Annotated in this window: 16 protein-coding genes and 2 pseudogenes; 12 read left to right on the top strand and 6 right to left on the bottom strand. The window is 69.4% G+C overall.

Annotated elements, in window-relative coordinates; translation table 11 throughout:
* Window positions 1-455: 455 nt before the first annotated feature.
* From AQI94_RS03350 to AQI94_RS42465, 4 genes and pseudogenes are all read left to right on the top strand, one after another.
* On the top strand, window positions 456-1,361 hold the full coding sequence (locus AQI94_RS03350; protein ID WP_031047760.1) for an NADP-dependent oxidoreductase: 906 nt from the start codon (window positions 456-458) through the stop codon (window positions 1,359-1,361).
* A 73-nt stretch (window positions 1,362-1,434) separates the two neighbouring features.
* Complete coding sequence (locus AQI94_RS03345; RefSeq protein WP_031047758.1) at window positions 1,435-2,496, top strand: alkene reductase; 1,062 nt, start codon at window positions 1,435-1,437, stop codon at window positions 2,494-2,496.
* Window positions 2,497-2,507: 11 nt separating this feature from the next.
* Complete coding sequence (locus AQI94_RS03340) at window positions 2,508-2,987, top strand: MarR family winged helix-turn-helix transcriptional regulator (RefSeq protein WP_031047756.1); 480 nt, start codon at window positions 2,508-2,510, stop codon at window positions 2,985-2,987.
* Between the two features lie 222 nt (window positions 2,988-3,209).
* Window positions 3,210-3,614: pseudogene (locus tag AQI94_RS42465) on the top strand (NAD(P)H-binding protein); the annotation flags it as partial.
* Window positions 3,615-3,707: 93 nt separating this feature from the next.
* Here AQI94_RS42465 and AQI94_RS03330 read toward each other — a convergent pair.
* From AQI94_RS03330 to AQI94_RS03310, 5 genes and pseudogenes are all read right to left on the bottom strand, one after another.
* Window positions 3,708-4,416: pseudogene (locus AQI94_RS03330) on the bottom strand (aldo/keto reductase); the annotation flags it as partial.
* A gap of 122 nt (window positions 4,417-4,538) precedes the next feature.
* Entirely contained in the window at window positions 4,539-6,254 is a 1,716-nt protein-coding gene (gene cmlS / locus AQI94_RS03325) for a chloramphenicol-biosynthetic FADH2-dependent halogenase CmlS (RefSeq protein WP_031047754.1), read from the bottom strand.
* A 121-nt stretch (window positions 6,255-6,375) separates the two neighbouring features.
* The gene (locus AQI94_RS03320) at window positions 6,376-7,821 is read right to left on the bottom strand and encodes an ANL family adenylate-forming protein (protein WP_062229572.1); all 1,446 of its coding nucleotides are present in this window, start codon (window positions 7,819-7,821) and stop codon (window positions 6,376-6,378) included.
* Window positions 7,822-8,511, bottom strand: a complete 690-nt coding sequence (locus AQI94_RS03315; protein WP_225890143.1) for an SDR family NAD(P)-dependent oxidoreductase — start codon at window positions 8,509-8,511, stop codon at window positions 7,822-7,824.
* Between the two features lie 26 nt (window positions 8,512-8,537).
* The gene (locus AQI94_RS03310; protein WP_031036638.1) at window positions 8,538-8,843 is read right to left on the bottom strand and encodes a hypothetical protein; all 306 of its coding nucleotides are present in this window, start codon (window positions 8,841-8,843) and stop codon (window positions 8,538-8,540) included.
* 269 nt (window positions 8,844-9,112) lie between these two features.
* Between AQI94_RS03310 and AQI94_RS03305 the strand changes: the two genes are divergently transcribed.
* The 8 genes from AQI94_RS03305 (at window position 9,113) to AQI94_RS03270 (ending at window position 20,458) form a co-directional block, all read left to right on the top strand.
* Window positions 9,113-10,132 (top strand): AurF N-oxygenase family protein, encoded by a 1,020-nt coding sequence (locus tag AQI94_RS03305; protein WP_031036636.1) that lies wholly within the window; start codon window positions 9,113-9,115, stop codon window positions 10,130-10,132.
* Window positions 10,129-11,316 (top strand): hypothetical protein, encoded by a 1,188-nt coding sequence (locus AQI94_RS03300; RefSeq protein WP_031036633.1) that lies wholly within the window; start codon window positions 10,129-10,131, stop codon window positions 11,314-11,316. The genes AQI94_RS03305 and AQI94_RS03300 overlap by 4 nt, the downstream gene beginning before the upstream one ends.
* Window positions 11,309-14,179, top strand: a complete 2,871-nt coding sequence (locus tag AQI94_RS03295) for an AMP-binding protein (protein ID WP_225890142.1) — start codon at window positions 11,309-11,311, stop codon at window positions 14,177-14,179. Before AQI94_RS03300 ends, AQI94_RS03295 begins: the two co-directional genes overlap by 8 nt.
* Window positions 14,180-14,201: 22 nt before the next feature.
* Window positions 14,202-15,797, top strand: coding sequence for an MBL fold metallo-hydrolase (locus tag AQI94_RS03290; RefSeq protein WP_031036627.1), 1,596 nt, complete (start codon window positions 14,202-14,204; stop codon window positions 15,795-15,797).
* Window positions 15,798-15,889: 92 nt separating this feature from the next.
* A complete protein-coding gene (pabB, locus tag AQI94_RS03285; protein ID WP_031036625.1) occupies window positions 15,890-17,950 on the top strand; it encodes an aminodeoxychorismate synthase component I in 2,061 nt (686 codons plus the stop codon).
* Window positions 17,947-18,891, top strand: a complete 945-nt coding sequence (gene cmlC / locus AQI94_RS03280) for a 4-amino-4-deoxyprephenate dehydrogenase CmlC (RefSeq protein ID WP_031036622.1) — start codon at window positions 17,947-17,949, stop codon at window positions 18,889-18,891. Before pabB ends, cmlC begins: the two co-directional genes overlap by 4 nt.
* Window positions 18,888-19,199, top strand: a complete 312-nt coding sequence (gene cmlD / locus AQI94_RS03275) for a chorismate mutase family protein (protein ID WP_031036619.1) — start codon at window positions 18,888-18,890, stop codon at window positions 19,197-19,199. Before cmlC ends, cmlD begins: the two co-directional genes overlap by 4 nt.
* Window positions 19,200-19,279: 80 nt before the next feature.
* Window positions 19,280-20,458 carry a 3-deoxy-7-phosphoheptulonate synthase gene (locus AQI94_RS03270; RefSeq protein ID WP_037940955.1) on the top strand — a complete coding sequence of 393 codons (1,179 nt, stop codon included), beginning with the start codon at window positions 19,280-19,282 and terminating at the stop codon, window positions 20,456-20,458.
* An 85-nt stretch (window positions 20,459-20,543) separates the two neighbouring features.
* Here the strand turns inward: AQI94_RS03270 and AQI94_RS03265 are convergent, their stop codons facing one another.
* The gene (locus tag AQI94_RS03265) at window positions 20,544-21,755 is read right to left on the bottom strand and encodes a Cmx/CmrA family chloramphenicol efflux MFS transporter (RefSeq protein ID WP_037940953.1); all 1,212 of its coding nucleotides are present in this window, start codon (window positions 21,753-21,755) and stop codon (window positions 20,544-20,546) included.
* Between the last annotated feature and the right edge of the window lie 211 nt (window positions 21,756-21,966).

Raw genomic sequence — 21,966 nt, 5'->3', positions numbered from 1 at the left:
ACAAAACGCCCGGCGGATGGCGGTCACCCGGTGGTCACCAGACGACACTTCGGCAACAAGATCTCGGTGCAGGCCATGAGCTTCTCCTGCACGGCCGACAGCCGGATCGTCGGCCAACGGGCCCGGTCTGACCTCCCGCAAGAGGTCGGTGTCTTCTTCTTGATCCGACGTCAGCGCGCGAACAGCGCCCGCTGCGGTGAGAGCTGCACTCCCTGCCGCCGGACCCTCCAACCTGGCGGCCTGTGGGGTCGTCGCGCGAGGGACGCGGAGCTGGAGGCTGCCCGCGTGGCCCACCGCGAGCCGACCCGGACCCGAACCCGAAGGAAGCCGCCGATGCGACCGCGGCCGACCTTGCGCAGCCTGAGCGAAAGCAAATACTTGGCTAGCCACATGTTTGCTGCTATGTTCATTATGTGTCCAGCCACCTAAATGGGTGGGGCACGGAAGGAGTCGTCATGAGAGCCATCCTGTTCGACCGTTTCGGAGGCCCGGAAGTGCTGCACGAGGCGGACATCGAGGTCCCGCAGCCCGGCTCCGGGCAGATCCGTGTCCGCGTCGAGGCGGCCGGGCTGAACGCGCTGGACGGCAAGATCCGCTCCGGAGCGATGCAGGCCGCGTTCCCCACACCACTCCCCGCCGTCCCCGGTGCCGAGTTCGCCGGCGTGGTGGACGCCCTGGGTGAGGGCGTGCGGGACGTACAGGTCGGCGACGAGGTGCTGGGCTGGTCGGACACCGGCTCGTACGCCGAGTACGCGCTGGCCACCACCGTGGCCCCCAAGCCCGCCGGCCTCGACTGGCAGCACGCGGCCGCGCTGCCGGTGGCGGGCGAGACGGCCGAGCGGGTCCTGGACCTGCTCGGCGTCGCCGCCGGGGAGACCGTACTGATGCACGGCGCGGCCGGAGCGGTCGGCACCCTGGCGGTCCAGCTCGCCACGGCCCGCGGAGCGCGTGTCATCGCCACCGCAGGCCCCGCCAACCAGGACTACCTCGCCTCGCTCGGCGCCACCGCGACCCTCTACGGCGAGGGCCTGGTCGAGCGGGTCCGGGCGCTCGCCCCCGACGGCGTGGACGCGGTGTTCGACCTGGCCGGGAAGGGAGCCCTGGAGGACTCCATCGCCCTGCGCGGCGGCACCGAGCGCATCGTCACCATCGCCGACTTCCGCGCGCACCAGCTCGGCATCACCTTCTCCAGCGGTGGCCAGGAACGCTCGGCCGCCCGCCTGGCCGCGCTGGCGCAGGACGCCGCGACCGGCAAGGTCGTCACCACCGTCACCGCCTACCCCCTCGACCGGGCCGCCACGGCCCAGCAGGTCAGCGACGCCGGGCATGGCCGGGGCAAGCTCGTCCTCACCCTCGGCTGATCACGCCCGCCTTTCCCCTTGTTCTGCCTTGTTCTGCTCATCACCTGGCCGTCACCGCACCGGAGGACCCCTCATGCTGAACGCCCTGTGGACACCGACCACCGTCGGCGACATCTCCCTCCCGCACCGCCTGGTCATGGCCCCCATGACCCGTGACCGCTCCACCCCCGAAGGCGTACCGACCGAGCTGAACGCCGAGTACTACGCCCAGCGGGCCTCGCACGCGCTCATCATCACCGAGGGGACCCAGCCCAACGCCGACGGCCAGGGCTACCTCCTGACCCCCGGCATCCACAATGACGAGCAGATCGCCGGGTGGCGCAAGGTCACCGATGCCGTGCACGCGGCCGACGGCCGGATCGTCATTCAGCTGATGCACACCGGACGCATCTCCCACCCCGACAACACCCCTCACGGCCGTCAGCCGGTCGCCCCTTCGGCGGTCCAGCCGCAGGGCGCGATGTTCACCGCGTCCGGGCCCCAGGAGATGCCGACGCCCCGTGCGCTGTCGACGCAGGAGGTCGTGGCGACCGTCGACGACTTCCGCCGCGCCGCAGCGGCCGCCGTCGCGGCAGGCGCCGACGGCGTGGAGATCCACGGCGCCAACGGCTACCTCGTGCACCAGTTCCTGTCCGACAACACCAACCAGCGCACCGACCAGTACGGCGGCTCCGTCGACAACCGCATCCGCTTCGCCGTCGAGGTCGCCGCCGCCGTGGCCGACGAGATCGGCGCCGCCCGCACCGGCCTGCGCATCTCCCCCGGCAACCCCTACAACGACATCGCCGAGTCCGACACCGCCGAGCTGTATCCGGCGCTCCTGCGCGCCCTGAGCCCGCTCGGCCTCGCCTACCTCCACGTGCTGCACGCCGGCGACGAGGAGCTGCTGGGCACCCTGCGCGCGCTGTGGCCGAGCACGCTGATCCTCAACCGGGGCGGCACCGACCTGCCCACCCGCGCCAAGGACATCGAACACGGCACGGCCGACCTCGTCTCCGTCGGCGCCCTCGCGCTCGCCAACCCGGACCTGGTCGAGCGGCTACGCTCTGACGCGCCGCTGAACACCCCCGACCCGGCGACCTTCTACGGCGGCGGAGTGGCCGGCTACACCGACTACCCCACCCACACCGTCTGAGGAACCGCACCATGCCCGCCTCCACCCACCGCACCCCCTCTACGGCCGGCGAGGGTCCGATGAGCTACGCGATCTTCCAGCTCGCCCGCGCCCACCGCGCCCGCGCCGCCGCCATGCTCCGCGAGATGGACCTGCATCCCGGCCAGGAACTGCTGCTCATGCAACTCCTCGACCGGGACGGCCAGACCCAGTCCGAACTGCTCGAAAGCGTCGGCCTGGACCACTCCACCGTCTCCAAGTCCCTGCGCCGCATGCAGGACGCCGGACTGCTCGTGCGCGAGCCGGCCGCACACGACCGGCGCGTCATGGTCGTCCACCTCACCGACAAGGGCCGTGCCATGCGCGAGCCCCTGGCAGCCATGTGGCGGGCCCTGGAGGAGACCTCCGCGGTGAACTTGTCGGCGCAGCAGGCAGAGTCCTTCGTCGGCATCGCCTACGCCATCGCCGACGCGCTCAACTGCCGTGATGTCGCGGCGGGAGAGTCCGAGTAACCCCCCTCGGCCTGTGCCTGTACGTCGGTGAGAACCGGGGTGAACGGGTATCGGTGTGAGGGCCGCCAAGCGCGAGCTGTCCCGGTGGAGGCGGACCGGTGGAGGCGGACCGGAACTCATTCGGGGGCCGGGGCGACACACCACAGGCCGGCCCCCCGAGCGACCCGGCCAACAGCGCCAGCCTCCCCCGACCACGGCTACCCCACCCACCCAAGTCCCCCCATGACCACCGCCCTCCCCGTCCTCGTCGTCGGCGCGACCGGTTCCCTCGGGGGCAAGGTCGTCGACGAACTGCTGGGGCGCGGCAAGAACGTCCGCGCCCTGGTCCGGCCCACCACCGACGCGAGCAGGCTCGAAAGGCGAGGTGTCGAGATCGCCCGCGGCGACATGCTCGACCTCGACTCACTCGTCGCCGCCATGAACGGCGCCGACGCCGTCATCACCACCGCTGCCGGCTACACCCGCGGCGGCAGGAACGCGCACGACATCGACACCGTCGGCAACGCCAACCTCGCCGAGGCCGCCCACCGCACCGGCATCCGGCGATTCGTCCTGACCAGCATCCTCACCAGCGACCGGACGCCCCACGTCCCGCACTTCTGGCACAAGAAACTCGCCGAGGACAAGCTCGAACAGCTCGGCGTCCCGTTTCTCGCACTGCGCCCGGGAGCCTTCCGGCAAGACCACCGTCCCGCTGACCTTCGTCCACACCTGCGGGAGGTTCTCCGCAGTGAAGCGGGGATTGTCCGCCCGGAGGTCCAAGGCGTCGAAACACCCGGCCGAGCGGACGGTGCCGGTGAGGAAGCCGTGGCCGAGCGGCGAGTAGGCCACGAATCCGATGCCCAGTTCCCGCAGGACCGGCAGTACGGTCTCCTCCGGGTCGCGGGTCCACAGGGAATACTCGGACTGGACCGCGGTGATCGGGTGGACGGCGTGTGCGCGGCGGATCGTGGCGGGTCCCGCCTCGGAGAGACCGATGTGGCGAATCTTGCCCTCGGCGACCATGTCGGCAAGGGCGCCGACGGTGTCCTCGATAGGGGTATCGGGGTCGACGCGGTGCTGGTAGCAGAGGTCGATGTGGTCGGTCCCGAGCCGCCGCAGCGAACCCTCCACGGCGGTACGGACGTTCGCCGGGCTGCTGTCGAGCCGTCCCGTCCCGCCGCCCGCGTGGGAGACCAAGCCGAACTTCGTGGCGAGCACCACCTGGTTGCGACGGCCGCCGATCGCCCGGCCGACGAGCCGCTCGTTGGTGTAGGGCCCCGTAGATCTCGGCGGTGTCGAGGAAAGTCGCACCAAGGTCGAGGGCGCGGTGCAGGGCACGGACGGAGCCCACTTCGTCCGAGCCGGAGCCCGTGTAGCCGAAGGACATGCCCATGGCCCCCAGGCCGATCCGGGAGACCTCCAGGTCCCGCAATTTCGTGTGCCTCATCGGACCGCTTCCTTGGGACGCGAGGGTGGGTGTGGGTGCCGCCGGGGCACCGTCCCGTCCGCTCCGGTGGAAGAGGGCGGAGGCGGAGGGGACAGTGCTGCCCGGCGGCAGCGCGGTGGCGGTCAGACCTCGTACTCGACGCCGACGCCTCCGAAGTGGAGCCGGCCCTGGACGAGGACCTTGTGGCCCTGCTCGTCGTAGCCGGTGAGGAGTCCCGCCTCCATCAGCCGGAGGACGATCTGGGTGCTCAGCTCCTGCCTGCCGACAGCGCCGAGGCGCTTGACCAGCGTCTTGTAGCCGAACTCCTCCTCGGCGAGGTCCTGGAAGATCTGCCGGGTGTCGTCGTCCATCGGGTACTGGGCCATGTCGAGCCCGTCCTCGTTGGCCAGGATCTCCCGCTGCTCCAGCCGGAAGCCGATCGGCTCGACGCGGTAGTGCGGCTTGAGCACGGCCTTGCCGCCGGTCCACTGGAAGCGGCTGATGCTGTTGAGCCGCTTGGTGAGGTCGCTGATCCAGCGGATCCGCGCCGCGTTCAGCTCGGCCTCGCTGAATTCGTCGCTGAGCTCGGGACGCTGGTGGCGGCCGATGGAGATCATCGTGGACGCGCGGTCGCGGAAGGAGGCCACGGTCCCGCCGGAGTCCTCGGGGCCGTTGCCCACCAGGCTCTCGAACCATTTCTTCCGGTTCAGACGGTCGTCGTCGGACTCGGTGATACGGCGCTTGCGCCAGAACTCGGAGTCAGGCTCGGTGAACGAGGCAAAGGTGTAGAAGGAGGCGAGGAACTGGTGGTACTGCTCGTAGGCCTCGCGGTAGGTGCGGTTGTACCAGGCGTGCACCGCGTCCTTCTCGCCGCCGTGGCGGGTGATGCGGTCGATGGCTGCGGCGGCTGAGACGGCCGACTGCGAGGCCAGGTGCACGCCTTGCGAGAACAGTGGGTCAGTGAAGCAGGCGGCGTCGCCGCAGAGAAAGAAGCGGTCGGCGGAGAACAGTTCGGTGTCGTAGGACCAGTCCTGAACGATCCGCACCTCGTCGGCCTGTTCCGCGCCGTTGAGGATGTCCACGGCCTTGACGCATTTCGCGAGGGTGGTCGAGTAGAAGGCGTCGGCGCCCTGGTCGCGTACCTCGGCGGCCTTCGAGCGGTCGACGACCAGTCCGACGCTGTACAGGTCCTCCTTGACAGGGATCATCCAGACCCAGCCGTCCTCGAAGGTGATCGAGTACGTGGTGCCCTTCAGGTCCCCCTGGAAGGGGTCCTTCAGCCGGAAGTACGACCAGACCGCGAAGTTGCGGTAGAACTCGTCGTACTGGCGCACGCCGAGCTTGCGGGCGACGGGGCCGCCGGAGCCGCCCGCGTCGATGACGAAGTCGCTCGTGACGGTGATGCTTTCGCCTCCCTGGCGCACCGTCAGGGACACGCGCTCCGGATCGGACAGGTCCACGTCGGTGACGGGGGTTTCCTCGTGGACTGTTATCCCGCGGGTCCGGGCCTCGTCGAGGAGGAGCTGGTCGAATTCTTCGCGCTTCACCTGGACGGCGTGGTCGAAGACCCAGGGCGTGACCTTGGGAGCCGCGAAGGAGAAGGTCCAGGGGGCCTGGTCCTGGCCCCAGAGGAAGGTCGCTGACGGCTTCTTGACGTAGTTCTGCGCGTCGATCTTCTCCTGGAGACCGAGGCGGTTGAGGATCGACATCGTGCCGGGCAGGAGGGACTCACCGACGCGGTAGCGGGGGAAGGCGGACCGCTCGTAGATCGTGACGTCGTGGCCGAGCTTGTGCAGGGTGAGGCCCGCGACACTACCGGCCGGCCCTCCGCCGATGATCGCGACCTTCGCTTGTGCCATCACGTACTCCTTGGGACGAGGACGGGCTGATGTGACTGCGCGCCGGTGCGGCACGCGGAGAGCTGGGGGTGGGGCGCGGTCGTATGGGATCGGCGCACGGGTGCGGGCGCGAGGAGGACGTTCACTCCTCGTCCGCGCCCGGCCGGGACCGCAGCTTCTTCAGGCGGTCCGACATCGCGATCGTGTCGACCACGTTGATCTTCGAAGGGACCTTGAACGGTTCGACCCGGCCGGCGAGGAACTCCGTCACATGCTTTCGCAGGGCCGCGCGGGTGAGCTCGCCGCTGGGCTTGATGTCCACGCACACCGCCTGGCCGGTGATCGCGTTGGGCCTCCCGTACACGACGCAGTCCTCGACGAGGGGACTGCCCATGAGGACCGACTCGAGTTCCAGCGGGAGGAGTTTCTCGCCTCCGACGTTGATGACCTCCTTGGCCCGGCCCTTGATCCGGAGGTAGCCGTCGGCTGCCTCCTCGACCAGGTCGCCGGTCCTGAACCAGCGGTCCTCGGTCAGCGAGTCGTCGTCGTAGTTCAGATAGCCGAGGAACTGAGTCCGGCTTCTGAGCTGGAGTTCGCCGTCGACGATCCGGTACTCCACACCGGCGTCGGAGATCTTGAAGTACGTGCTGCTCGACGATTCGCTCGTGGTGGTGGCGATGCCGGTCTCGCTGGTGCCGAAGGTCTGGAGCAGCCGCACCCCCGGGAAGGTCCGGTGGACCCGGTCGAGCAGTTCGTCGGACATCGGCTCAGTGCCGTACGTGATCAGGCGCAGGCTGCTGAGGTCGTACGTGCGGTGGTAGCCGCCGACCATGATCAGGTTGAGGTAGGTCGGGCTCGTGGGGAGGACGAGGATCCGGTGGCGCTCGATCAGCGCGCAGATCTCGTCCGGGGTGCGGTGGCGGGGAAGGACCGCGGTGCCCCCGACGAGGAGGGTGCTGAGCAGGGAGTTGATGCCTCCGATGTGATCGAACATCAGCACCATGAGGATGTTGAGGGCGTTCGGCCGACGGCGCGGTCGCTTCTGGAGCTTCTCGCCGACGAGGACATCGAGACTGTGCAGGATGACCTTCGGTGCGCCGGTGCTGCCGCTGCTCAGCAGCACGAGTCCGGCAGCGCCCGGGTCGCCGAGCCTGGCGTGCACCGTGCCGGCGCCCTCAGCGGCGTCGGGGGCGGCGGCCTGGGCCGGACCGGCGCCGCCGGACTGGCCGGTGGAGGCGGCCGTCGGCTGCGCGAGGTCCCGGATCTCGACACCGGCCTCGGTCGTCCCGACCAGGTGACTCGGCCGGCAGTGCTCGGTGAGGGTGTCGAGCGTCGTGTCGGTGAGCGTGACCACCGGCACGACGACGTTCCTGTCCAGGAAGAGCGCGAACAGGGTGGCCACCGAGTCCGTCGAGTAGTCGCCATGGACGACCACGGTCTCCCGGGGCTTCACTCCGTGGAGTGCCAGCCGTTCCCGCGTGTCACGGATCCGCTTCAGGAGCTCCGCGTACGTGACGGCGGTCCCGCGGTCGAAGAGCGCCGTACGCGTACCGAAGTCCTCGAACCTCCGCACCAGTTCGTCGCGCATTCAGTGCACACCCCCAAGAAAGAGAGTCTCGCCCGTGATGAACTCTGATTGCCGACCGATCAGGAACTCCACCGGTCCGACGATGTCGGCCGTCGTGCACTGGCGGGATATCGCCTGGCGCGCGATCAGAGTGTCGATCTTGGGCCGGGGTACGGTCCTCGTCAGCATGGTGTGAACGGGCGGAAGCCCGATCCCGTTCACCCTGATTCCGAACGTGGACAACTCCTTGCTCATCACGCGGACGAGTTGTTCGACCGCGCTCTTGCTGGCCGAGTAAGCGAGTTGTCCTTCTATGGCCCAGGGCACCGCGACCGTCGAGACATTCAGGATCGCGGAGGTCTGTTCCGTCGACTTCCGCAGCAGTTTGACCGCTTCTCTACAACAGTTCAGCACGGCGAAGAAATTGATGTCGAATATCTTGCGGGAAACCTCGTCGGGGGTCGTCAAGAAGTGGTTCATCGACGAGGTTCCCGCATTGTTGACCAGTGCGTCCAGCTTTCCGTACTCCTGCCGGACACTCCGGAACATTCTTTTCGTCTGACCGAGGTCCGCGAGATCCGCCTCGTGGTGCCGGTAGCGGGGGTGATCGATGGTCGATGGCCTTCTGCTGCACCCGACGACGTCATGCCCGACCTCCAGGAAGTGCTCCGCCAGGGCCTTTCCGATGCCGGTCCGGGTGCCGGTGATCATGAGGATCATGAGAGCGACGGCCTGTGCTAACCACGCACGCCGACGAGTTCCAGTTCTTCCTCGATGAATCCGACCAGCCTGCGGACGCTGCTGAACGGACTCACCCGGCGGGACACGGCCTTCTCGGACGTGAGCGAGACCTCCGCGCCGAACTCGTCCTCGATGTTCTCCTCGACCAGCGAGAGAAAGGCCACCAGGTACATCGATTCGAAGACACCGGAATCGCCATACAGACACAAGTCGAGCACACGATCGGTGGGAATCTTCTCCTCGCGCGTCAGATTGATCTCGTCGAGCGCCGCCACAACGACGCTTTGGATTCGCTCCGTCACCTTCAGGCCTCCCGTCCAGCACAAAAGTCAAGAACAGCTGACATCGACGGCCCAGTGATGCTCCGGACGTGGCCGACGCCTGGATTTTTATGTCATACGTGCCCAGCTCACGCAAGGCGTTCAGGCTGTGCAACTGTCCCGTTCCTTCAGTTGCACAGGGTGGTTATCTGCACGCTCTTGCGAGCGGCGATCGATGTCCACAAAATTCGAGAACGCCGGACCCGGGAAAGGGCCGAGTTCGCAAAGCGGAGCGAAGGAAGGGGTGGGCCATGCGTGACCACACGGACAAGAAATCCGGCGCGGCCGGGCACGATGACAGGTACGTCCAGGTCGGCGGACTACCGGCATTCGACCCGGGCGACCCCGCCGAGAACGCGGTCATCAACCGGCTCGTCGGGAACTGGCACCGGCGGGCGGCCGTGAAGCGCGAGGAGCCTGACGTCTACGCCCTTTTCGATCCCGGTCGCCCGGACTTCCGCGAGGACATGGTCCCTTTCCGGTCGCACCCGATCTGGGATCGCCTCTCCGACGAGACCCACTCCCGTCTGCTGAGCTGGGGCTGGGTGGCGTACAACCGGAACACGGTCCTGGTCGAGCAGCGGATCGCCAACCCGGCCTTCGAACTGGTCATCGGCGGCGCGTACCCCGGTCTCGGCGGCCAGCAGCTGGAGCTCGCCGTCGCGCAGGCCATGGTGGACGAGCAGTACCACACGCTCATGCACATCAACGGCAGCGCGGTGACGCGGCGGATGCGTCGGAGCGACTTTTCCGACCGAGTGCTGCCGGACTCGCACATCACCACGATCCACCAGGCACATCTGGACCGGTGTGAGGAAGCGTGGCAGCGCAACCTCACCACGCTGGGTTTCGCGACGGTCGCCGAGATCTCCATCAACGCGTACCTCGACCTCCTCGCCGACGACCAGCAGATCCAGGTCGTCAACTCCACCACGGTGAAGCTGCACAACCGCGACGAGTACTGCCATGCCTCGATCTCCGGCGAGATGATGAAGCAGGTGTACGAGGCGCTCCCGGCCGATCGGCGCCGTTTTCTCCTGGAGAAGGTCGTGGCGGGTCTGGAGGCCTTCGTCGCCCCCGACTTCACGACCTGGGAGACGATCGTCGCGTTCGAAGGCGTACCGGACTGGGAGAAGGCCGCCGCCGAGGTACGCGAGGCGCAGGGCGGCACCCACCTCGTCCAGGACCATTCGGGGATCCACACCCTCCTGACGGAGATGGACGTGCTCGACCAGGTCGAGTTCGCCTGGGGCACGACGGTGGCCCGGTGACCGGCCCTCATGAGACTGCGGCGCGCACCGGCCTGCGCCCCGCCGCCATCGCAGTGCGCGACATCTACAGCTTCCTCGCCGATCTCGGTATGGACTGCGACGTCAACCCCTGCACGGCCTTCGTCGGCGCCGTCGAGCCCGGGCGGGTCGAGGACCGCGACGGGTGGCGGGAGTTCGTGGGCCGGCTCGGGCTGCCCCGGGCCCTGGCGCACCTGGTCGACGTGGCGGAGGAGGACGTGGTCGTCACCCTCGCCCCGCAGCCGGAACTGGTCGAGGGCGGCGCGGACACGCTGGCGGATCTGGTCACCGCCTACCACAACAGCCACCCGCTGCGGCTCGACGAGGCAGTGCACCTCGCGTGCTGGCCGCACACGAACGGCGAGTACGTCGTCCTCGTCAAGTTCAGTCATCTGATCGTCGATCTGACCGATGTGGTCAGCCTGCTCCGGCACATCAGGGCCTATCTGTGCGGCGAGACCCCGGCGGGCCGGATCGGCGCCCGTTACCGCCACCACGAGCGGGCCCTGGAGCAGTACGCCGCCCTGCCGGCCGCCGACCCCGCGGAGGTCACCCGGGCTCTCGGCGACCTGCCCGCACCGGGCCGCAAGGGGATCCCGACGATCTCCGCGTCGGCGGAGGACTGGCTCCCGCTCCGCGAGGGTGTCACCTTCGATGAACTGCTCAGCGCCGTCACCGCCGCCCTGCTCCCCGCCCTCGGCGGCGGCCTGGTCCTTCAGTACCCCTTCTCCCGCTGGGAGTTCGCGACGAAGGGCGGCTACTTCGTCGAGATCAAGCCGCTCGTCCTGCGGGCCGCGTCCGCCGCCGAGTACACCCCCGAGTACTTCGCGGACACCCGCCAGGCCCAGGAGTCGCTGGGCCGGTTCACGATGTCCGACCTCGATGCTTTCGCACGGGCGTTCACCAGCGGCCGGATGCCCCGCGTCGTCGTCTCCGACACCACGTTCATGCGTCCGGAACCGGACCGATGGCGCTGGGTCCCGGTACGCAGCGCGCGGGTCTTCGAGGATATCAAGTTCCTCGCCGACCGGTCGTGGCCGGGCCCGCCGCTGTTGCGGATGCAGTACAAGCGCGGCTTCCTCTCCCCCGGAACCGGGGCCGAAGTCCTCGACCGACTCAAGCAGCGAATTGGAGCAAGTGGTGGAACTCTCGGACCTGTTGACTGACCTCTTCCGGCGCCATCGCGGACGGACCGCGCTGCGGACCGCGGGGCGTACCTGGACGTACGAGGAGCTCGACCGGGTCACGCGCGCCCTCGCCGGCCGGATCGACCGCGAGTGCCCCGCGGGCCGCCGCGTCCTGGTCACCGGGGAGCACACGGCGGAAGCCGTGGTCTGGGCCCTCGCGGCGATGCGTAGCCACGCCGTTCACACCCCGATGAGCCCCGGCCTGCCTGCCGACCGGTTCGAGGAGTTCGCCGGTGTCGCGGACGCGGCACTCCTCCTCTGCTTCGACCGCCAGGCGCTGGAGCGAGCCGAGAAGGCCGGCGTCCGCGCCCTGTACGCCGGTGACGTGGGCCGCCCCAACGAGCCTGCGCCTGCGCCTGCGCCTGCGCCTGCGCCTGCGCCTGCGGGGAGCGTGCCTGAGGAGCCGGCCCGTTCCCGCATCGCCTACTCCATCTTCACCTCGGGTTCGACCGGCACCCCCAAGCTCGTCGACGTCGGGCACGGCGGTCTCCTCAACCTGTGCCGCTCCTTGCGGCGCCTGCTCGACATCACGCCGGACGACGAGGTCCTCCACTTCGCGTCGCTCTCGTTCGACGCCTCCACCAGTGAGATCCTCGGCACCCTGTACGCCGGGGCGACCCTCGTCGTCCCGGTCTGGGACCAGGCTTCGTGGCTGGGGTCCGTCTCACGGCACCTCGCCGCCCACGGCTGTGACCTGGCCATGCTTTCGCCGTCCGTCTACGCCCGGCTCGACGAGGCGGCGCGCCGCCGCATCCGCAAGGTGGAGTTCTGCGGCGAGGCCCTGAGCGAGAGCCAGTACCGCAAAGCGGCCCGGTACAGCCGCGTGTTCAACGCGTACGGCCCGACGGAGGCCACCGTCTGTTTCTCCCTCGCCGAGCTGACGGAGTTCACCCCGACCATCGGCACCCCTCTCGACGGCTTCCGCGCCTTCGTCCGCGACCCCGAGACCGGCGAGCACGCCACGACGGGCACCGGCGAACTGGTCATCGTGGGCGACGGCGTGGCACTCGGCTACGCCGGCGGGAGCCCGGCCGAGAGCAAGGCGTTCGCCACGGTCGACGGCTCCCCCGCCTACGCCACCGGGGACGTCGTGACCCTCTCCGACGACGGTCACCTCGCGTACGTCGGACGGACGGACGAGCAGATCAAACGCCTCGGCCACCGGGTGAACCTCGCCCACGTCGAGTCCACGCTCGCCCACCACCTGGACCGGGCCGTGGCGCTCGTACGGCAGGGCGACACGATCCTGCTGGTCACGACCGTCGACGGTGACACCACCGAGGAGTCGTTGATGGGCCGGATCAGGGACCTGGTGCCCGTCTGGGAGGCGCCCGACCGGGTGGTGCTGGTCGACGCGCTCCCCCTGACCTCCGCCGGGAAGGTGGACCGGAACGTCGTGCGGGAGCAGCTCACGCCCACGGTCGACACACTGGACGGGGACGCGGCGGAGCTGCGGCAGGTGCTCGACGTCGTGACCGCCGTCCTGGGGCAGGAGATCGGCCCGGACACGTCGATCTTCGACGCCGGCGGCAGTTCCCTCGCCATGATCCAGGTACAGGTCAAACTCTCCGAGACGTATGGCGAGGAGGCCGTCGAGGCCGCGTTCGCCGCGATGGAATACGACTTCGCTCCGTCCGCCTTTCTGCGCCACGTGCGCGGAGAGGCCGTCGCCCCGGCCGAGTCCGCGGTCGAGACACTGCTGCGCCGGGTGGAGTCCGAGCTGGACGCCCTGCGAGCCGAGCTTCCGGTACTACTCCACGACACCCAACACGAGCCGGTGCCGTGGGCCGAGGCCGGCGACCGGGTCGTGCTCCTCACCGGCGCGTCGGGTTTCATCGGAGGACACGTTCTGGACCGGCTGCTCCGCGCCGGTCGCCCCGTCCTGGTCGTCAGCACCGGCGATCCCGACCGGGTGCTGACCGAGCACCGCACCCGGTTCGGGCGGGAGGCCGCCGACTACGCCCAGGTGCAGGCGATCTCCTACGAAGAACTGGAACGGTGGGTCGAACGGCGGCGCGGACCCGTCCTCGACGCGGTGGTGCACTGCGGCTACCAGGTCAACCACCTCCTGCCGCTGGAAAGCCACATGAGCGGCAGCGTACGCAACACGGCGCTGGTCGTCCGCGGCGCGGCGGCTCTGGGAGCCCGCTCCTTCGTCTTCCTCTCGGCCGCCTCGGCCGGGGCGGACTTCCTCCCCCTGTCGGCCGAGACCCTCATGACCGTGGGTGACCCCTACTCGCGGTCGAAACTGATCAGCGAGGAGTACGTGAACACCCTCGCCGTCCTTGGATGTGCGGTCTCCCACTACCGGCCCGGTCTGGTCTACGGGCACCGGCCCGAGGACCACGGCTACCTCAAGGATGACTGGTTCACCGCTCTGATCGAGACCGCGCGCCGGGTGCACGCGATGCCCCGGCTCAGCGGCTACGTGCCGGTCTGCGACGTCGGCCCCCTGGCCGAGACCGTTCTCGGGGACCTGGCCGCGAGCCCGGGCCCGGCCCGCGGCCGATCCCGGGGTTCGGACTCCCGGTCGGCGGTCGTGGTCCACCGCACGTACGCGCTCGACGAGCTGCTGCACCACACCGGGCTCACGGAGTCGGACGTCCTGCCGCCCGCCGAATGGTTCGAACGAGTGCGGGACGGCGGAGACGTCCCCGCGCCGCTGCTGGCCGCCATGCAGGCCGCACTGAGCGGTCCGGGCTGGCCTTCCTCCTGCCGGGAGGTCGACCACGACATCCTCGGCCGGCTGCTCGGCACACCGCCGGACGCCCGGACCGGGGACGGGACGGGGACCGTCACGGAGGCCCAGAAGGGCGCCACCCACGTGTCGTCGTCGCGCTAACAGGAACGGAGCCGTTGCCCCCATGCGCTATTCGTTACGTCAGGACATCGCGGTCGAGCCGGTCATCGCCGGCTGGTACGGCTGGTCGTACCTGTTGCCGCCGCAGTGCCTTGCCCGCTTCGTCCGCAACCGGTTCACCCGCATCGTCGAGAGTTACCTCGACGACCCGCAGGTCCACGCGGCGGCCGTCCGGCAGCGTCGGATGCACGGCGGCCCCTGGATCCACGCCCACGAGCACCGCGACGCCATCGAGGCCTGGTACCGGGACACGGCTCCCCGACGGGCCCGGTTGGACGAACTCTTCGAGGCGATCCGGCGGTTGGAGGAGGACATCCTGCCGCGCCACCACGGCGGGTGCCTCGACCCCGTCTACCAGGAGCTGCCGCAAGCCCTGGCCGGACGGGTGGAGGTGTTCTACGGCAGGGACAACCGCACGGCCGACTACCGCTTCATCGAACCTCTGATGTACGCGTCGGAGTACTACGACGAGTCGTGGCAGCAGGTGCGTTTCCGTCCCGTCACGCAGGACGCGCGCGAGTTCGCCCTCACGACGCCGATGCTGGAGTACGGCCCGGAACAGCTGCTGGTCGACGTTCCCCTGAACTCCCCCCTGCTCGACATGGTCTTCCGCGGCGGCCTGAGCGGAGCCGAACTCGACGACCTGGCGGCGGAATTCGGGCTGCGAGGCGAGCGGGCTGCCCGGTTCGCCTCGTACTTCGAGCCCACCCCGCCGCCCGCCGCGGAATCCGCCGCTCCGCCGGCCGGCGACGACGTCCTCGAATACGTGGGCCATGCCTGCGTCTTCGCCCGCCACCGAGGCACGACCTTCCTGGTGGACCCGGTGCTGAGCTACGGCGGCTACCCCGGCGGGGCGGAGAACCGGTTCACCTTCGCCGATCTGCCGGAGCGCATCGACCACCTGCTCATCACGCACAACCACCAGGACCACATGCTGTTCGAGACCCTCCTGCGGATCCGGCACCGGGTCGGCAGGGTCCTGGTCCCCAAGTCCACCAACGCCAGTCTGGTGGACCCAGGACTCGGCGGCATCCTGCGCCGACTGGGCTTCACCGACGTCGTCGAGGTCGACGACCTGGAGACGCTGCACTGCGGCTCCGCCGAGGTCGTCGCCCTGCCCTTCCTGGGGGAACACGGCGATCTGCGGATCCGCAGCAAGACCGGCTGGCTGCTCCGGTTCGGGGAGCGTTCGATGCTGTTCGCCGCCGACTCCACCAACATCTCGCCGACGATGTACACGAAGGTGGCCGAGGTGATCGGGTCGGTCGACACCGTCTTCATCGGCATGGAGAGCATGGGCGCCGCCGCGAGCTGGATCTATGGTCCGCTCTACGGCGAGCCGTTGGACCGCAGGACCGACCAGAGCCGGCGGCTCAACGGCTCCAACTTCCCTCAGGCGAGGGAGATCGTCGACGCTCTGGAGCCCGAAGAGGTCTACGTGTACGCGATGGGCCTCGAACCCTGGATGGGCGTCGTGATGGCCATCGACTACGACGAGAGCCATCCGGCCATCGTCGACAGTGACCTGTTGGTGCGGCACGTCCGGGACAAGGGCGGCACCGCCGAACGGCTGCACCTCCGCCGGACGCTGCGCCTCTGAGCGACGCCCCCCACGGTCGCGGCGCCCGGGGCACCGCTTCCCGTCCTCCAGCCCTCCCACTTCGCGAGCCCTTCGAGACAAGGTGCCCCATCATGCGCACGCTGCTGATCGACAACTACGACTCCTTCTCCTACAACCTGTTCCAGTACATCGGTGAGGCAACCGGTCAGCCCCCCGTCGTCGTGCCCAACGACGCCGACTGGTCGCAGCTGCCCGTCGAGGACTTCGACGCGATCGTCGTGTCACCGGGGCCCGGCAGCCCGGACCGGGCGAGGGATTTCGGGATCAGTCGGCAGGCGATCACCGAGAGCGGTCTGCCCGTCCTCGGCGTCTGCCTCGGCCATCAGGGCATCGCCCAGCTCTTCGGCGGAACCGTCGGCCTCGCCCCGGAACCGATGCACGGCCGGGTCTCCGAGGTGCGGCACACCGGCGAGGACGTCTTCAGAGGTCTCCCCTCGCCGTTCACCGCCGTGCGCTACCACTCCCTCGCCGCCACCGATCTCCCCGACGAGCTGGAGTCCCTGGCCTGGAGCGACGACGGCGTCGTCATGGGGCTGCGACACCGCGAGAAGCCCCTGTGGGGGGTCCAGTTCCATCCGGAGTCGATCGGCAGCGACTTCGGCCGGGAGATCATGGCCAACTTCCGCGACCTCGCCCTCGCCCACCACCGGGCCCGGCGGCACGCCACGGCCTCCCCGTACGAGGTCCGCGTGCGCCGCGTCGACGTGCTGCCGGACCCCGAGGAGGTACGCCAGGCCTGCCTGTCTGTCGACGGCGCCACGTTCTGGCTGGACAGCAGCGCCGTCCTCGAAGGTGCCTCGCGCTTCTCCTTCCTCGGCGACGACCGCGGCCCCCTCGCCGAGTACGTCACCTATCGGGTCGCCGACGGTGTCGTCTCCGTCCGCGGATCCGACGGCAGGACGACGCAGACGCCGCAGCCCTTCTTCACGTACCTGGAGGAGCAGCTCGACCGCCGGCGCGTACCCGCCGTCCCCGACCTGCCCTTCGAGTTCAACCTCGGCTACGTCGGCTATCTCGGTTACGAGTTGAAGGCCGAGACGAGTGGCGAGCCCGCGCACCGGTCGCCGCACCCCGACGCCGCGTTTCTCTTCGCCGACCGCTTGATCGCGCTCGACCATCAGGACAGCTGCTGCTACTTGCTTGCTCTCGACCGCCGCGGTCAGGACGACGGGGCACGCGCCTGGCTGCGGGAGACGGCCGAGACCCTCACCGGTCTGGCCGTCCGCGCCCCGGCGGAGCAAACCCCGGGCATGGTCTTCGGCGCTCCCGAGGCGGCAGCCGGCTTCGGCCCCGTGGCCCGGGCACGCCACGACAAGGACGCGTACCTCAAACGCATCGACGAGTGCCTCAAGGAGATCCGCAACGGCGAGTCGTACGAGATCTGCCTGACGAACATGGTCACGGCGCCGACGGAGGCAACTGCCCTGCCGCTCTACTCCGCACTGCGCGCGATCAGCCCCGTCCCCTACGGCGCCCTGCTCGAGTTCCCTGAGCTGTCGGTGCTCAGCGCCTCGCCCGAGCGGTTCCTCACGATCGAAGCAGACGGCGGTGTCGAGTCCAAGCCCATCAAGGGGACCCGTCCTCGGGGAGGCACGGCGGAGGAGGACGAGCGGCTCCGGGCCGACCTGGCCAGTCGCGAGAAGGACCGGGCCGAGAACCTGATGATCGTCGACCTGGTCCGCAACGATCTCAACAGCGTCTGCGCGATCGGCTCCGTCCACGTGCCCCGGCTCTTCGAGGTGGAGACCTACGCGCCCGTGCACCAGCTGGTGTCGACGATCCGGGGGCGGCTGCGGCCCGGCACGAGCACCGCGGCCTGTGTGCGTGCGGCCTTCCCCGGCGGCTCCATGACCGGTGCGCCCAAGAAACGCACGATGGAGATCATCGACCGGCTGGAGGAAGGCCCCCGAGGCGTCTACTCCGGCGCGCTCGGCTGGTTCTCCCTCAGCGGTGCCGCCGACCTCAGCATCGTCATCCGCACCATCGTGCTGGCTGCCGGCCAGGCGGAGTTCGGCGTCGGCGGGGCGATCGTGTCCCTCTCCGACCAGGAGGAGGAGTTCACGGAGACCGTGGTGAAGGCACGTGCCATGGTCTCCGCCCTCGACGGCACCGCCGTGGCGGGCGCGCGATGAACGGCTTCGCCCGGAGCGTCGTCGTCGGCGGGAGCGGAGCGGTGGGAGGCATGTTCACCGGCCTGCTGCGGGAGGCGGGCAGCCGAACCCTTGTCGTCGACGTCGCACCGCCTCCGAAGGAGCGGGACGTCTGCCTGGTGGCCGACATCACAGCACCGGGGCCCGAGCTGGCGGCTGCCCTGGGCCGCGCGGATCTCGTCCTGCTCGCCGTCCATGAGGCGGTGGCCCTCAAGGCTGTGGCTCCCGTGACTCGGCTCATGCGACCGGGCGCGCTGCTCGCCGACACCCTCTCCGTCAGGACGGGCATGGCCGCGCAACTCGCGGCCCACGCCCCCGGTGTCGAGCACGTGGGTCTCAACCCGATGTTCGCCCCGGCCGCCGGCATGGCCGGTCGGCCCGTTGCCGCCGTGGTCACGAGGGACGGATGCGGCGTCGCCGCCCTGCTTCGGCTCATCGAACGTGCCGGTGGAAGACCCGTACGGCTCTCGGCGGAGGAACACGACCGCACGACCGCGGCCACCCAGGCCCTGACACACGCGGTGATCGTCTCCTTCGGGCTCGCCCTCGACCAACTGGGCGTGGACCTTCGCACGCTCACGGCGACGGCACCGCCACCCCATCAGGTTCTGCTCGCCCTACTGGCCCGCGTACTCGGCGGCCGCCCCGAGGTGTACGGCGAGATCCAGTGGTCCAATCCCCGGGCCGCGTCCGCGCGTCGGGCGCTCGCTGACGCGCTGCGCTCCTTTGCCTCACTCGTCGGCGACGACCACGACCTCGGCGACGAAGACGACGCCGGACACCAGGGAGCCACAGGCCTGGACGGCGTCTTCGAGGAGCTGAGTCGGCTCATGGGACCCGAGCTCGCGGCGCACCAGGACCACTGCCGGGAGCTGTTCCGCACCATCCACCGCACCGACGACGAAGGCGAGACGGACCGATGACCCAGCAGGACGAGCTGCACCGACTGCGTTCGGAACTGGACACTCTCGACGGGACGCTCCTGGACACACTGCGCCGCCGCATCGACTGCGGCGTCCGAATCGCACGGTACAAATCCCGGCACGGTGTCCCGATGATGCAGCCCGGACGGGTCAACCTGGTCAAGGAGAGGGCTGCCCGCTATGCGGCCACCCACGGCCTCGACGAGACGTTCCTGGTGAACCTCTACGACGCGATCATCACGGAGATGTGCCGCGTCGAGGACCTGGTGATGAGTCGGGCGAACCAGCCCTCCGGGGACCTGCGTTGAAACCCTCCCTCCGGACCACCCCGCACGACACCCACTACAGCCCTGCCGGCACGTTTCCGTGGAGGGCGGAGGAGACCACGATGCACGCGACCACGACGCTCGCGTCCCTGACCGGGCGGGCGGCGGCGCAACAGCCCTACTGGCCGGACCCGGAAGCCCTCGACGAAGTGGAACGGGAGCTGGCACGGCTCCCCGTGCTCACCACCGAGAACGAGGTCATCGACCTGATGAACGGGATGGACCTGGTCGCCCGCGGGTCGGCGCTCCTCATCCAGGGCGGTGACTGCGCCGAACGCTTCCACGAGGCCGTTCCCGACCTGGTCCGCCAGAAGGTGGACAACCTCCAGGGCATCGCCGCGATCATGCGTGCCGGCAGCGGGCTGCCCGCAGTGGCCGTCGGCCGTATCGCCGGCCAGTACGGAAAGCCACGCTCCTCGCCTTTCGAGACGGAGGACTCGGGCTCGCGACGGAATTTGCCCAGCTACTGCGGCGACGCCGTGAACAAGCCCGAGTTCGAACCGTCGGCCCGGAACCCGGACCCCCGCCGGCTGCTCACCGCGTACACGTGCTCGCGGTTCGTCCTCGACGAGATCCGGCACTCCTGGTCTGGGCGGCCTGTCCTGGAACGGGTCTACACCTCACACGAGTTGCTTCTCCTGCCCTACGAACGGCCGCTGGTACGAAGGGGTGTGCACGGTACGTACAGTGGTTCGGCCCACTTCGGATGGATCGGCGAGCGGACGCGCCGGGACGATGGCGCCCACGTCGCCCTCGCCCAGGCCGTGCACAACCCGATCGGCGTCAAGCTGGGGCCGTCGGTGTCGCCGGAGGATGCGGTCACCCTGAGCCGGTTGTTGAACCCGGAGGGCGTTGCGGGACGGCTGACGTTCATCGTGCGCTTCGGCGCGAAGGACGTGGACAGGCTCCTGCCGCCGGTGGTCGAAGCGGTCACCCGCCACGGCGCGCCGGTCGTCTGGCTCTGCGACCCCATGCACGGCAACGGGCTGAAGCTGTCCGGCCAGAAGACCCGGTTGATCGAGCCGATGCGTGCCGAGATTGCGGTCTTCACCCGAGCGTTGCGGGCGCACGGGCAGTGGCCGGCGGGCCTCCACCTGGAGCTGACCCCGGACCCGGTCACCGAGTGCGTGTCAGAGCGGGACGAGCCGCCGCGGTTCACGAACTACCGGTCCACGTGCGACCCGCGTCTGAACCCCGAGCAGTCGGCGGAGATGGTCTCCCATTTCCTCTCCCTGCTCTGATGCATCTCCCGTAGTCCCCCCACGGATACGGCCGGTGGCCCATCCTCACAAGGAGGACGGGCCACCGGAACACGGGGGGCGGCGGTCAGGAACGGGCCTCCAGAGGACGCTCGGCCGGACGGTTCTGGGCGCCGCCGGGGTCACCCTTGCCACCGGTGATGCCGATGGCCCGGGCAGCCCCCGCCAGGACCAAGGCGATGGCGACGAGCACGGCACTCACCACCAGTGGCGAGCGGTAACCGAAGTCGGCGCCCAGGGCGAGGCCGCCCAGGGCGGGTCCGGCAGCGGCGCCGACGTTCATCGCGGCGGTGGCGAAGCCGCCGGCCAGCGTGGGGGCGGCCGAGGCCGTGTAGAGGGCCTGCGCGATCAACGTGGAACCCACGCAGAACGACAATGTCCCCTGGACGAAGGCGAGGATCAGCGCCACGGCGGGGTTCGCGGCCGTGAGGGCGAAGAGCAGCCAGCCCACCAGAAGCGCCGCACCACCGACCGCCAGCACCTGGCCGGGACGGCTGTCCGCGAGTCGGCCGCCCACGTTGACCCCGACGAAGGCCCCGATTCCGAACAGCGCCAGAGTGGCAGGCACCCACCCGGAGCTCAGGTCCGTCACGTTGGTGATGACAGGTGTGAGGTACGTGAACGAGCAGAACGTCGCTCCGTTGACCAGCGCCCCAAGCACGAGTGTCATGATCACCCGGGGCGTCCGGAACGCCCGCAGCTCGTGGCGGACGCTGGGCGCCGCAGGGTCTACGGGCGTCGCCGGTACAGACCGGAGCACCGCGAAGACCGCCGGGGTGCAGACGATCGCGACACCCCAGAAGGTCGAGCGCCAGCCCCAGACCTCGCCCAGTACGGCGCCGAGGGGAACACCGGCGATCAGGGCGAGGGTGACACCGCTCAGGAGCACCGATGTCGCACGGCCCTTGGCCTGCGGTCCTGCCATGCTCGCCGCGGTCGCGAGGCCGACAGCGAGGAAGCCCGCGTTGGCCAGTGCGGCGATCACTCGCGTGACGAAGAGGACCTCGAAGCTGTGGGTGAGGGCGCCTACGACGTGGGCCAGGAGGAAGGTGATGAGGAAGGTGAGCAGGGCTCGGCGTCGCGGCCATCGCAGGCTCAGCATCGCGACCAGCGGTGCGCCGACGATCATGCCGACGGCGAAGGCCGAGGTGAGCGAACCGACGGCGGGGAGGGACACACCGAAGTCGGTGGCCATGTCCTCCACCAGCCCGGACAGCATGAACTCCGACGTTCCCTGGGCGAATACGGCCAGCCCGAGAACGTAGATGGCAAATGGCATGAAGATGCTCCAACTACATCGCAGAAAGAGGGGACGCGACGCATGGACGGGCGGTCATGCGGTCGCATGGGAGACGCCCCGGAGAGAGTTCCGGGCGTGATCCCGCGATGCGGTTGATCCGTGGCGGATGCACGACGTCCTGCTCGGCGACGGGGCCGGAGAAAGCAGGGTCGTCAGAGGTTTACGCGATCAGCCACCGGATCACCGGTGG

It is taken from the genome of Streptomyces pseudovenezuelae (assembly GCF_001513955.1).
GTDB classification, from domain to species: domain Bacteria; phylum Actinomycetota; class Actinomycetes; order Streptomycetales; family Streptomycetaceae; genus Streptomyces; species Streptomyces pseudovenezuelae.
This window is presented reverse-complemented; position numbering and strand designations above follow the sequence as displayed.